The sequence below is a fragment of the Streptomyces sp. NPDC058812 genome (assembly GCF_042744565.1).
Lineage (GTDB): Bacteria > Actinomycetota > Actinomycetes > Streptomycetales > Streptomycetaceae > Streptomyces > Streptomyces thinghirensis.
On sequence record NZ_JBHYOB010000032.1, the window covers coordinates 1 to 12,047 of the forward strand.

At 69.4% G+C, this 12,047-nt stretch carries 12 protein-coding genes; 3 read left to right on the top strand and 9 right to left on the bottom strand.

Annotated features, from left to right (window positions below; all coding sequences use genetic code 11):
• Window positions 1-127: 127 nt before the first annotated feature.
• The 3 genes from ACFW48_RS36765 to thyX all read right to left on the bottom strand — a co-directional run bounded on the left by ACFW48_RS36765 (window position 128) and on the right by thyX (window position 3,824).
• Window positions 128-1,813: a ribonuclease J gene (locus ACFW48_RS36765; RefSeq protein ID WP_121749484.1), complete on the bottom strand. Its 1,686-nt coding sequence runs from the start codon at window positions 1,811-1,813 to the stop codon at window positions 128-130.
• A 159-nt stretch (window positions 1,814-1,972) separates the two neighbouring features.
• Window positions 1,973-2,872 (bottom strand): 4-hydroxy-tetrahydrodipicolinate synthase, encoded by a 900-nt coding sequence (gene dapA / locus ACFW48_RS36770; protein ID WP_310870906.1) that lies wholly within the window; start codon window positions 2,870-2,872, stop codon window positions 1,973-1,975.
• Between the two features lie 211 nt (window positions 2,873-3,083).
• Entirely contained in the window at window positions 3,084-3,824 is a 741-nt protein-coding gene (gene thyX / locus ACFW48_RS36775; RefSeq protein ID WP_386322736.1) for an FAD-dependent thymidylate synthase, read from the bottom strand.
• A gap of 173 nt (window positions 3,825-3,997) precedes the next feature.
• Here thyX and ACFW48_RS36780 point away from each other — a divergent pair, with 173 nt between their 5' ends.
• Both ACFW48_RS36780 and ACFW48_RS36785 read left to right on the top strand, forming a co-directional pair.
• Entirely contained in the window at window positions 3,998-4,237 is a 240-nt protein-coding gene (locus tag ACFW48_RS36780) for a hypothetical protein (RefSeq protein WP_055421654.1), read from the top strand.
• 115 nt (window positions 4,238-4,352) lie between these two features.
• Entirely contained in the window at window positions 4,353-4,907 is a 555-nt protein-coding gene (locus ACFW48_RS36785; RefSeq protein WP_386322738.1) for a hypothetical protein, read from the top strand.
• 64 nt (window positions 4,908-4,971) lie between these two features.
• Here ACFW48_RS36785 and ACFW48_RS36790 read toward each other — a convergent pair whose 3' ends face one another.
• The 5 genes from ACFW48_RS36790 to rpsO form a co-directional block, all read right to left on the bottom strand.
• Window positions 4,972-5,427: a hypothetical protein gene (locus ACFW48_RS36790; RefSeq protein ID WP_386322740.1), complete on the bottom strand. Its 456-nt coding sequence runs from the start codon at window positions 5,425-5,427 to the stop codon at window positions 4,972-4,974.
• An 85-nt stretch (window positions 5,428-5,512) separates the two neighbouring features.
• Window positions 5,513-6,265 carry a 4-hydroxy-tetrahydrodipicolinate reductase gene (gene dapB / locus ACFW48_RS36795; protein ID WP_386322742.1) on the bottom strand — a complete coding sequence of 251 codons (753 nt, stop codon included), beginning with the start codon at window positions 6,263-6,265 and terminating at the stop codon, window positions 5,513-5,515.
• A gap of 25 nt (window positions 6,266-6,290) precedes the next feature.
• Window positions 6,291-7,670 carry a M16 family metallopeptidase gene (locus tag ACFW48_RS36800; protein ID WP_386322744.1) on the bottom strand — a complete coding sequence of 460 codons (1,380 nt, stop codon included), beginning with the start codon at window positions 7,668-7,670 and terminating at the stop codon, window positions 6,291-6,293.
• Window positions 7,667-9,886: a polyribonucleotide nucleotidyltransferase gene (locus ACFW48_RS36805; RefSeq protein ID WP_386322746.1), complete on the bottom strand. Its 2,220-nt coding sequence runs from the start codon at window positions 9,884-9,886 to the stop codon at window positions 7,667-7,669. Before ACFW48_RS36805 ends, ACFW48_RS36800 begins: the two co-directional genes overlap by 4 nt.
• A gap of 312 nt (window positions 9,887-10,198) precedes the next feature.
• The gene (gene rpsO, locus ACFW48_RS36810) at window positions 10,199-10,486 is read right to left on the bottom strand and encodes a 30S ribosomal protein S15 (protein ID WP_019330982.1); all 288 of its coding nucleotides are present in this window, start codon (window positions 10,484-10,486) and stop codon (window positions 10,199-10,201) included.
• A 299-nt stretch (window positions 10,487-10,785) separates the two neighbouring features.
• On the opposite strand from rpsO, the gene ACFW48_RS36815 reads away from it, so the two are divergent.
• Window positions 10,786-11,082: a DUF397 domain-containing protein gene (locus ACFW48_RS36815; RefSeq protein ID WP_386322748.1), complete on the top strand. Its 297-nt coding sequence runs from the start codon at window positions 10,786-10,788 to the stop codon at window positions 11,080-11,082.
• Window positions 11,083-11,264: 182 nt separating this feature from the next.
• On the opposite strand, the gene ACFW48_RS36820 is transcribed toward ACFW48_RS36815, so the two are convergent.
• Window positions 11,265-11,507, bottom strand: coding sequence for a hypothetical protein (locus ACFW48_RS36820; RefSeq protein WP_386322749.1), 243 nt, complete (start codon window positions 11,505-11,507; stop codon window positions 11,265-11,267).
• Between the last annotated feature and the right edge of the window lie 540 nt (window positions 11,508-12,047).

Genomic DNA, 12,047 nt, shown 5'->3' on the forward strand with positions numbered 1-12,047 from the left:
TGTCATCTACCTCTTTGTTTGGGGTGGGTGGGTTTGTTTTATTTTTACTGGCTTGGGGGGGGGCGCCCCCTTTGATGCCGGGCGCCCCCCCGCTCCAGGTTGGCGCTGTCGGAGGTCCGACGGGCCGTCAGACCTCCACGACCACAGGGAGGATCATCGGCCGGCGTCGGTACGTGTCCGAGACCCACTTGCCGAGGGTCCTGCGCACCAGCTGCTGAAGCTGGTGGGGCTCGACGACCCCGTCCTGGGCCGAGCGTTCCAGTACTTCGGTGACCTTGGGGAGCACCGCGGCGAACGCCGAGTCCTCGATGCCCGAGCCCCGGGCCTGGACGTGCGGGCCGCCGGTGATCTTGCCGGTGGACGAGTCGATGACCACGAAGACCGAGATGATGCCCTCGTCGCCGAGGATCTTGCGGTCCTTGAGGGCCGGCTCGCCCACGTCACCGACCGAGAGGCCGTCGACGTAGACGTATCCCGCCTGGACCTTGCCGGAGATCTTGGCCTTGCCCTCGACGAGGTCGACGACGACGCCGTCCTCGGCGATGACGATGCGGTCGTGCGGGACGCCGGTCAGGGCACCCAGTTCGGCGTTGGCACGCAGGTGGCGCCATTCGCCGTGGACCGGCATCAGGTTCCTGGGGCGGCAGATGTTGTAGAAGTACAGCAGCTCGCCGGCCGAGGCGTGGCCCGAGACGTGGACCTTGGCGTTGCCCTTGTGGACGACGTTCGCGCCCCAGCGGGTCAGGCCGTTGATCACGCGGTACACCGCGTTCTCGTTGCCCGGGATGAGGGACGAGGCCAGGATCACCGTGTCACCGTTGACGATGCGGATCTGGTGGTCGCGGTTGGCCATGCGGGACAGGGCGGCCATCGGTTCGCCCTGCGAGCCCGTGCAGACGAGGACCACTTCGCTGTCCGGCAGGTCGTCGAGCGTCTTGACGTCCACGACGAGGCCCGGCGGGACCTTCAGGTAGCCGAGGTCCCGGGCGATGCCCATGTTGCGGACCATGGAACGGCCGACGAAGGCGACCCGGCGGCCGTACTCGTGCGCCGCGTCCAGGATCTGCTGGATGCGGTGGACGTGGCTGGCGAAGCTCGCCACGATGATCCGCTTGCGGGCGCCCGCGAAGACCTGCCGCAGGACGTTCGAGATGTCCTTCTCGGGCGGGACGAACCCGGGGACCTCGGCGTTCGTCGAGTCCGAGAGGAGGAGGTCGATGCCCTCCTCGCTCAGTCGCGCGAAGGCGTGCAGGTCCGTGAGGCGGCCGTCCAGCGGGAGCTGGTCCATCTTGAAGTCGCCGGTGTGGACGGCCATGCCCGCGGGGGTGCGGATGGCGACGGCCAGCGCGTCCGGGATGGAGTGGTTGACCGCGACGAACTCGCAGTCGAAGGGGCCGATGCGCTCGCGGTGCCCCTCCGCCACCTCAAGGGTGTACGGGCGGATGCGGTGTTCCTGGAGCTTGGCCTCGATGAGCGCGAGGGTCAGCTTGGAGCCGATGAGCGGGATGTCCGGCTTCTCGCGAAGGAGGAACGGGACGCCGCCGATGTGGTCCTCGTGGCCATGGGTGAGGACGATGCCCTCGATGTCGTCGAGGCGGTCCCGGATGGACGAGAAGTCCGGCAGGATCAGGTCGATCCCGGGCTGCTCCTCCTCCGGGAAGAGCACTCCGCAGTCAACGATCAGTAGCCGGCCGCCGTACTCGAAGACCGTCATGTTGCGGCCGATCTCGCCGAGGCCGCCGAGGGGCGTGACGCGGAGGCCGCCCTTGGGAAGCGCCGGGGGACGGCCCAGTTCAGGATGCGGATGACTCAAAAGACTCTCCTCAACCACGCGCGCCACGTACCGGTGGGCACGTGGCGCGCGTGACGTTCGTGCAGAAGCAGTTGTCGTAGTGGGGTGCGGGCACCGGTGGCCCGCGTATTCAGTTGTGAAGTCCGGTCGCGCGGTGGCGCGGTCGTGCGAAGTCTGTTGTCAGAGCTGTACCCCGCCGGCGGCAAGATCGATCTTGAGCTGCTCGGTCTCCTCGGGCGTGAGGCCGACCATGGGTGCGCGCAGCGGTCCGGCGGGCAGGCCCAGGAGGGCGAGCGCGGCCTTGGTGGTCATGACGCCCTGGGTGCGGAACATGCCGGTGAAGACCGGGAGCAGCTTCTGGTGGATCTCCAGTGCCTTCTGTACGTCACCGGCGACGTGCGCGTCCACCATGGCGCGCAGTTCGGGCGTGACGACGTGGCCGACGACCGAGACGAAGCCGACCGCGCCCACGGAGAGCAGCGGCAGGTTCAGCATGTCGTCGCCGGAGTACCAGGCGAGGCCGGAACGCGCGATGGCCCAGCTGGCGCGGCCCAGGTCGCCCTTGGCGTCCTTGTTCGCGACGATCCGCGGGTGCTCCGCGAGGCGGACCAGCGTCTCGGTGTTGATCGGGACGCCGCTGCGGCCGGGGATGTCGTAGAGCATGACCGGCAGCTCGGCGGCGTCGGCGATGGCCGTGAAGTGCTGGTACAGGCCCTCCTGCGGGGGCTTGTTGTAGTACGGCGTGACGAGCAGGAGGCCGTGGGCGCCGACGCGCTCGGCGGCGCGGGCCAGCTCGATGCTGTGCTGGGTGTTGTTCGTGCCGACTCCGGCGACGACGTGTGCCCGGTCGCCGACGGCCTCCAGGACGGCTCGTACGAGGTCCGTTTTCTCCGCGTCGCTGGTGGTGGGGGACTCGCCGGTGGTGCCGTTGATGATCAGGCCGTCGTTGCCTGCGTCCACCAGGTGGGCGGCGAGCCGCTGAGCGCCGTCGAGGTCGAGTGCGCCGTCCGCCGCGAAGGGCGTGACCATGGCGGTGAGGACCCGCCCGAAGGGGGTCTGCGGAGTGGAGGTCGGAGCCATGGGTTACACGCTACTCGTTGCTCAGGGCGGGGTCTGCCCTCGGGGGAGGCGGCAGGTCGGACCGGAAGTGGAGCCCGGCACTGCCTGCTCGGGGGTTCAAGCAGTGCCGGGTCCCTTTGATCAGGCTAGATGAACTTCTCCAAACGCCGCAATACGGACACTTCGCACGGCTGATGCGTACATCTGTGCCCGATCGGGCGCCGAGGCCGCGTTACGGCGCCACGCGACCGTTGGCGTTGAAGGCGGCGTAGGTGAGCGGCATGAGCCGCGCCCACTCCTCTTCCATCTTCTCGCCGACCATCTCGATCTCCCGCTGCGGGAAGGAGGGGACCTTGGCCAGCTCGTGCTGGGTGCGCAGGCCGAGGAAGTGCATCATCGAGCGCGCGTTGCAGGTCGCGTACATCGACGAGTACAGGCCGACGGGGAGCACCGCGCGGGCCACCTCGCGGGCGACGCCGGCGGCGAGCATCTCCTGGTACGTGCGGTAGGCCTGGCGGTAGGAGTCCTCCATCGACCGGCTGACCAGCTCGTGCTGCTCGGTGGTGCCCTCGACGAAGACGTACTTGCCCGGGCGGCCCTGCTGGACCAGCTTGCGGTCCTGTCCCGGCACGTAGAAGACCGGCTGGAGCTCCCGGTAGCGGCCCGACTCCTCGTTGTACGACCAGCCGACGCGGTGCCGCATGAACTCGCGGAAGACGAAGATCGGGGCGCTGATGAAGAAGGTCATCGAGTTGTGCTCGAACGGGCTGCCGTGCCGGTCCCGCATGAGGTAGTTGATCAGGCCCTTCGAGCGCTCCGGGTCCTTCTTCAGCTCGTCCAGGGACTGCTCCCCGACGGTCGAGACACGGGCGGCGAACAGCACGTCGGAGTCGGTCGCGCTGCTCTTGACCAGTTCGACGGTGACGTCGCTGCGGAGGTCGATCTTGAAATCGTCGGCGGGGGTGTCGGTCACGGGTGCAGGGCCTTCCCATCTTGTCGCTTGGCGAGGCCACTCTACGGCCCGCCGAATGGTGCGTTCGGTGGTGTGCCGCGATGAAATCGGTGAAAGAGGGCACCTGAGGGGCTGTTCGTTCGTCTGTATGAGTAACAGCGAAGCATTCATCCCTGAAGGGAGACGCAGCCTCCATGATCCGCCGGCGTGAACCCGTGCCGTTCGCCTTCGTCGCCGAAGCCGACAGGTTCCGCAGCAATGTCACACCCCCGCCCCGCGAGCGGGCGTCCTTCGGCCAGTTGGCCGGGCGCTGGTTGCTCGGACTCACCGTCGTCGCCGGGATCGTCGGCTCCCTGGTGATCGGGATGCCCGCCCTCTCCGCCGACCAGCCCTCCCCGCACAAGCAGCCGTCACAGGCGTCCGACCGGCGCTGAGAGGCGTCGGCGGGCCGGTCCTGACTCCATCCGGACCCCGCGGGTGGTGACCGGGGACACAGGTCGGTAGCCTCACCGGGCACAGCACATGCCATGGAACGAGTGAGGACCAGCCGTGCCCCTGCCCTTCCTGACGGCCGACCGCGCCTTCGACGCCGACGACGACGTCGCGCTGCCGTACGACGACCGCGACCTCTGGCGCCGGCCCTACCGGCCGGGGCCGTGGCGCGTGGGGGTGGCGGCGCTGATGCTGCTGCTCGCCTCGTTCGTACTGTTCGCGGCGATCATCATCGCGGCGACGGACTCGCTGTCCTCCGCCGGTGTGGTCTTCGGCGTCGCGGTGGTCGTGATCGCCTGCGCCCTGCGGCTGCTGCGCATGGGTGCGTGGGTGAGCGCGCACGGGGTACGGCACGTGAGCTTCTTCAGGACGCGCACGGTGGCCTGGCAGCAGGTCTCCAGCGTGCGCACGGTGCAGCAGCCGGTGCGCTGGCTCGGGCTGCCGCGCACGGTGCAGGGGCAGGCGCTGCTCCTCGTCCGGCAGGGCCGGTCCGCGGAGACCTCGCCTCCGCTGCTGAGCACGCACAACGCCGACTTCCTCGGACGGGAGGACGCCTTCGACCGGGCGGCCGACGCCGTGGAGGCGTGGGCCGCCGAGTACCGGCGAGGCTGAGCTCCGACGACAGACGCCGGGGCCCGAACCGCAGTGCGGTCCGGGCCCCGGCGTTTCGGTCTGCTCAGGCAGCCTCGACGTGCTTGCCGTCGTGCAGGGCGATCGCCCGCTGCATCGCCTTGCGGGCGCGCGGAGTGTCGCGGGCGTCGTGGTAGGCGACGGCGAGGCGGAACCAGCTGCGCCAGTCGCCGGGGGCGTCCTCCGTCTCGGCCTTGCGCAGGGCGAAGACCTCGTCGGCCGAGTCCCGGTCGACGCGGCCGCTCGGGGTGCGCTTCAGGTCGTCGACGGGCAGTCCGCCCTCGGCGTCGAGCTCGGCGGCGAGCTGGTTGGCCTTGCGGACGAACTGGGTGTTCTTCCAGAGGAACCACAGGCCGATCACCGGCAGGATCAGCACCGCGACGCCGAAGGTCACGGTGAGGACCGTGCCGGTGCCGATGAGCATCACACCGCGGCTGCCGACCAGGGCGAAGTAGAAGACCAGGACGGCGGCCGTGATGACGTAGGAGATTTTCGCGCGCATGAGGGTCAGGGGCTCGGTTCGGGTCTCAGTTTGAGTCTCGGTTCGGGTCTCGGTTCGGGTTTCGGCTCGGGTCTGGGACGAGGTCTCAGTTCAGGTCCAGGAAGTGTTCCAGGCCGAAGGTAAGGCCCGGGGTGGTCACCACCCGGCGGGCGCCCAGCAGGATGCCCGGCATGAAGCTGCTGTGGTGCAGGGAGTCGTGCCGGACGGTGAGGGTCTCGCCCTCGCCGCCCAGCAGGACCTCCTGGTGGGCCAGCAGGCCGCGCAGGCGGATCGCGTGGACCGGGACGCCGTCGACGTTCGCGCCGCGGGCGCCGTCCAGGGCGGTGGCAGTGGCGTCGGGCGCCGGAGCGGAGCCTGCCTTCTGCCGGGCCTCGGCGATCAGCTGTGCGGTGCGGGTCGCGGTGCCGCTGGGGGCGTCGACCTTGTTGGGGTGGTGCAGCTCGACGACCTCGACGGACTCGAAGTACGGGGCGGCGAGCTGCGCGAACTTCATGGTGAGCACGGCGCCGATGGAGAAGTTGGGCGCGATGAGCACGCCCGTCTCCGGGGAGTTGTCGAGCCAGGTGTTCAGCTGTGCGAGGCGCTCGTCGGTCCAGCCGGTGGTGCCGACGACGGCGTGGATGCCGTGGCGTACGCAGTAGTCGAGGTTGTCCATCACCGAGGCGGGGGTGGTCAGCTCGACGGCGACCTGGGCGCCGGTCTCGGCCAGCGTGTCCAGGCTGTCGTTCCGCCCGAGGGCGGCGACCAGCTCCATGTCCTCGGCGGCCTCGACCGCCCGGACCGCCTCGGAGCCGATCCGGCCCTTGGCACCGAGGACGGCCACGCGCAGCTTGCTCATGTTTTTCGCTTCCTTACCGGGAGGTTCAGGCGACGGCGTCGTGCAGCCGGGACGCCTGCTTGTCCTTCAGCGGGCCGATGACCGACAGCGAGGGCCGTCGTCCCAGGACTTCGCGAGCGACGGCGCGGACGTCGTCCGGCGTGACCGAGGCTATCCGGGCCAGCATGTCGTCGACGGACATCTGCTCGCCCCAGCACAGTTCGCTCTTGCCGATACGGTTCATCAGCGCGCCGGTGTCCTCCAGGCCGAGGACCGTGGAGCCCTGGAGCTGGCCGACGGCGCGGCCGATCTCGTCGTCGGTGAGGCCGTGCTCGGCGACGTGGTCGAGTTCGTCCCGGCAGATCTTCAGCACGTCGTGCACCTGGGAGGGCCGGCAGCCCGCGTAGACGCCGAAGAGGCCGCAGTCGGCGAAGCCCGAGGTGTACGAGTACACGCTGTAGGCCAGACCGCGCTTCTCCCGGACCTCCTGGAAGAGGCGCGAGGACATGCCGCCGCCGAGGGCGGTGTTGAGGACGCCCATCGCCCAGCGGCGCTCGTCGGTGCGGGCCAGGCCCGGCATGCCGAGGATGACGTGGGCCTGCTCGGTCTTGCGGCCGATCAGCTCCACCCGGCCCGCGGCACGGATCGTGCGCCTCCCGTCGCGCGGGGCGATGGGCGCGGCCACCGGCTCCCGGAAGGCGCCGGCCTTCTCGAAGGCGGCGCGGACCTGGCGTACGACCTTGTTGTGGTCGACGTTGCCGGCCGCGGCGACCACCAGGTGCGTGGGGTCGTAGTGCTTCTTGTAGAAGCGGCGGATGCGGTCGGCGGTGAGGGCGTTGACCGTGTCGACCGTGCCGAGGACGGGGCGGCCGAGGGCGTTGTCGCCGAACATGGTGTGCGCGAACAGGTCGTGCACGCAGTCGCCGGCGTCGTCCTCGGTCATCGCGATCTCTTCGAGGATGGCGCCGCGCTCGACGTCCACGTCGTCCTCGCGGATGAGCGAGCCGGTCAGCATGTCGCAGACCACGTCGATGGCGAGCGGCAGGTCGGTGTCGAGCACGCGTGCGTAGTAGCACGTGTACTCCTTCGCCGTGAACGCGTTCATCTCGCCGCCGACCGCGTCGATGGCGGAGGAGATGTCCAGGGCGCTGCGCTTGCCGGTGCCCTTGAAGAGCAGGTGCTCCAGGTAGTGGGTGGCGCCGTTCAGGGCCGGGGTCTCGTCGCGGGAGCCGACGTGCGCCCAGATGCCGAAGGTCGCCGAGCGGACCGAGGGGAGGGTCTCGGTGACGATGCGCAGGCCGCCAGGGAGGGTGGTCTTGCGGACCGTACCGATGCCGTGCTCGCCCTTGATCAGGGTTTGGGTACGGGCGACGGCCCGCGCCTCCGAGGAGGTGCGGGCCGTCGCCTTGGAGCTACGGGACGTCACTGGTCGGCGTCGTCCTTCTTCTCGTCGTCGCCCTCTTCGTCCTCGGTCACGGGGATCAGGGAGAGCTTGCCGCGGGAGTCGATCTCGGCGATCTCGACCTGGACCTTCTGGCCCACACCGAGGACGTCCTCGACGTTCTCCACGCGCTTGCCGCCGGCGAGCTTGCGGATCTGCGAGATGTGCAGCAGACCGTCCTTGCCGGGCAGCAGGGAGACGAACGCGCCGAAGGTCGTCGTCTTCACGACGGTGCCCAGGTAGCGCTCGCCGACCTCGGGCATGGTCGGGTTGGCGATGCCGTTGATCGTGGCGCGGGCGGCCTCGGCCTGCGAGCCCTGGGCGGCACCGATGTAGATGGTGCCGTCGTCCTCGATCGTGATGTCGGCGCCCGTGTCCTCCTGGATCTGGTTGATCATCTTGCCCTTGGGGCCGATGACCTCACCGATCTTGTCGACGGGGATCTTCACGGTGATGATCCGCGGCGCGTTCGGGGACATCTCGTCCGGCGTGTCGATCGCTTCCATCATCACGTCGAGGATGTGGAGGCGGGCGTCACGGGCCTGCTTGAGGGCGGCGGCCAGGACGGAGGCGGGGATGCCGTCCAGCTTGGTGTCGAGCTGGAGGGCGGTCACGAACTCCTTGGTGCCGGCGACCTTGAAGTCCATGTCGCCGAAGGCGTCCTCCGCACCGAGGATGTCGGTGAGGGCGACGTAGTGCGTCTCGCCGTTGATCTCCTGGGAGATCAGGCCCATGGCGATACCGGCGACGGGGGCCTTCAGCGGCACACCGGCGTTCAGCAGCGACATGGTGGAGGCGCAGACCGAGCCCATGGACGTCGAGCCGTTGGAACCGAGGGCCTCGGACACCTGACGGATCGCGTACGGGAACTCCTCGCGCGTCGGCAGCACCGGCACGATGGCGCGCTCGGCGAGCGCGCCGTGGCCGATCTCGCGGCGCTTCGGGGAGCCGACGCGGCCGGTCTCGCCGACGGAGTACGGCGGGAAGTTGTAGTTGTGCATGTAGCGCTTGCGGGTCACCGGGGAGAGGGTGTCCAGCTGCTGCTCCATGCGGAGCATGTTGAGGGTGGTGACGCCCAGGATCTGGGTCTCGCCACGCTCGAACAGCGCGGAACCGTGCACGCGCGGGATGGCCTCGACCTCGGCGGCCAGGGTGCGGATGTCGGTGACACCGCGGCCGTCGATGCGCTTCTTCTCCTTGATGACGCGCTCACGGACCAGGGACTTGGTCAGCGAGCGGTACGCGGCGGAGATCTCCTTCTCGCGGCCCTCGAACTCCGGCAGGAGCTTCTCGGCGGCGAGCGCCTTGACGCGGTCCAGCTCGGCCTCGCGCTCCTGCTTGCCGGCGATGGTGAGCGCCTGGCTGAGCTCGGGGCGGACGGCGGCGCTGAGCGCCTCCAGGATGTCGTCCTGGTAGTCCAGGAAGACCGGGAACTCACCGGTCGGCTTGGCGGCCTTCGCGGCGAGGTCGGCCTGGGCGCGGCACAGCACCTTGATGAAGGGCTTCGCGGCGTCCAGACCGGCGGCGACGACCTCCTCGGTGGGCGCCTCGGCGCCGCCCTCGACCAGCTTGACGGTCTTCTCGGTGGCCTCGGCCTCGACCATCATGATCGCGACGTCGCCGTCCTCCAGGGCGCGGCCCGCGACGACCATGTCGAAGACGGCGTCCTCGAGCTCGGTGTGCGTCGGGAAGGCCACCCACTGGCCGCGGATCAGCGCGACGCGGACGCCGCCGATCGGGCCGGAGAAGGGCAGGCCGGCCAGCTGCGTGGACGCGGAGGCGGCGTTGATCGCCACGACGTCGTACAGGTGGTCGGGGTTGAGGGCCATGATCGTGGCGACGACCTGGATCTCGTTGCGCAGGCCCTTCTTGAAGGACGGGCGCAGCGGGCGGTCGATCAGGCGGCAGGTGAGGATGGCGTCCTCGGACGGCCGGCCCTCACGGCGGAAGAAGCTGCCGGGGATCTTGCCGGCGGCGTACATCCGCTCCTCGACGTCCACCGTGAGGGGGAAGAAGTCGAGCTGGTCCTTGGGGTTCTTGGAGGCGCTGGTGGCCGACAGCACCATGGTGTCGTCGTCCAGGTACGCCACGGCGGAACCGGCGGCCTGCCTGGCCAGCCGGCCCGTCTCGAAGCGGATGGTGCGGGTGCCGAACGCGCCGTTGTCGATGACGGCCTCGGCGTAGTGGGTCTCGTTCTCCACTAGCATTTTCTCCGTTACTTGTCGTCTTTCGTCCCTCCTCGCCCGTGTGGCGGGGGGACGGTGGTGGAGAAGCGCTCCGTGCAATGCGGGCCGGTCTTCGATCGAAGCACCCGGGGTTCTGCCCCCGGGGGCCACTACCGAGGACCGGCGGCGGCTAGGCGCGCTTCTCCTCGTTTTCGTTCGTCGTGTCGTACGTCGTGTTCGTCGTGCGTCTTGTCTTCTGCTACCACACTACAAAGCGGCGGCGACAGAGCGCACGTACAGCAAAGGGAGCGGCCCCCTAAAGGTGGGAACCGCTCCCTTCACGGTGTCTTACTTGGCGCCCGCCGCACCGCGGCGGATGCCGAGGCGCTCGACCAGCGCACGGAAGCGCTGGATGTCCTTCTTGGCGAGGTACTGCAGCAGCCGGCGGCGCTGGCCGACCAGGATCAGCAGACCACGACGGGAGTGGTGGTCGTGCTTGTGGGTCTTGAGGTGCTCGGTCAGGTCGGAGATCCGACGGGACAGCAGAGCGACCTGGACCTCGGGGGAGCCGGTGTCGCCCTCCTTGGTACCGAACTCGGTGATGATCTGCTTCTTCACTGCGGCGTCGAGCGACACGCGTACTCCTCTTGGTCTGTGAGTGCCCACCGAGTGCCCCCGGTCTACGTCTCGGGGGATCTTCCGTGACTCGGAAGGCGAAGGTCCGCTGGGCGCGTCCTCCAGGGCTCTGGCTCTGGAGGCGCGTACACAAACGGCCGTCACACAGCGTACCAGCCTGGAAGGACGGCCCCTCTCAGGGGTCGAGGAGCGGGGCCTCACTCCCACGGGCACGGACATGAACAAACCGCTGACCAGGAGAATCGCGGCCACTAGGGTAGCCGCACAGCCGACCGCAGGACAGGAAGGACCGAGCCGCGATGGCCGATGCCGAGAACCTCGAACTCAAGGCGCGCAAGGAACGGGAGCGGGACGAGCTCTATTCCCTCGACATCTCCGGCGTCGAGTGGCACAGCGCGCCGGGCACCGAGGAGCACGAGGAACGGGTCGAGATCGCCTACCTCCCCGAAGGCGCCGTGGCGATGCGGTCGTCGCTCGACCCGGACACCGTGCTGCGGTACACGGAGGCGGAGTGGCGGGCGTTCGTGCTCGGTGCCCGGGACGGCGAGTTCGACCTGGAGCCGGCGCCCGAGGACGGGGTCGCCCGGGCGGAGTGACCCGGGGGCGGGGAAGGGGAACGGGGTCGGGGACCGTCAGGGCCTCTCCGCCGCGCCGCTTCCGATTCCCAGGACCAGGTAGGCCCACTGCTTCTTCTTGTCCCCGGACGGGCCGTTCGCGGACTATGCGCCGAAGAAGATCCTTCCGTCCTGGACGACGATGTCGTTCTCGTTCGAGAGCGTCAGCGGCCAGCGCGTTCTCCACCTGTGTCCTTGCTGCGGACGAAGACCTGGCCCGCACCGACGGCGATGGTCGGACAGTCGTCGATGACGAGGGAGTCGGTGCAGGCGCAGTCGGCGACGTACGCGCGGTTGCGGAGACTGATCGTGGCGCGGTGGCGGCCCTTGTCGTCGAGGGACAGCGGGTCGGTGATCTCGGTGTCGCCGCCGGCGACGGCGAGGACGGCCGGCTCGGATGAGGGCACGCTGAGGTCACGGATGCCCTTTGTCGTACCCGGCGGTGCCACCGCCCCACGTGACGGCGACCGTGTCGTGCGACAGCGTCACGCTGGGCCGGTCCCGGGCCGGGACCGGCCATGGGATAGGAGAAGCGGTCCTCCTAGAGGAGTCGGCCGCTGTCGAGGTCGACGAAGGCGACCTGGTTACAGAAGGCGTCATCTTCCCGGTCGTTCGCGCGGAAAGAGGACGGCGGTGCGGTGGCCGCCCGCCACATGGCGCGTGCAGCCGCAGATCGGGCCGTCGAGTCCGAACCGCCGCTCCTCCTCGCCGGGCGCGATGCCGGGCCATGTCGTCCACGGAGAACCGGAAGGCCATCTCGCCCACGGTGCCTGCGGGTTGCTTCTCGACCGTCTCCCGGACGCCGAGAGGGCCCTGCCCGTCCGCGGCTCGCGGTTTGTCCGACGGTGTGCCGTTCTCGCCCCCGCCGCCCCACAGCAGCCAACCGCCGGTGCTCAGCGCCGCGGCGACGACGACGGCGAGCAGATCGCAGGGGGCGGGCCGAAGCT

Bases quoted from the DNA above. Each gene is read 5' to 3' on its own strand.
- ACFW48_RS36780 (WP_055421654.1), top strand. From the start codon at position 3,998: ATGATCCGCCGGCGTGAACCCGTGCCGTTCGCCTTCGTCGCCGAAGCC.
- dapA (WP_310870906.1), bottom strand. From the start codon at position 2,872: ATGGCTCCGACCTCCACTCCGCAGACCCCCTTCGGGCGGGTCCTCACC.
- ACFW48_RS36815 (WP_386322748.1), top strand. From the start codon at position 10,786: ATGGCCGATGCCGAGAACCTCGAACTCAAGGCGCGCAAGGAACGGGAG.
- ACFW48_RS36790 (WP_386322740.1), bottom strand. From the start codon at position 5,427: ATGCGCGCGAAAATCTCCTACGTCATCACGGCCGCCGTCCTGGTCTTC.
- dapB (WP_386322742.1), bottom strand. From the start codon at position 6,265: ATGAGCAAGCTGCGCGTGGCCGTCCTCGGTGCCAAGGGCCGGATCGGC.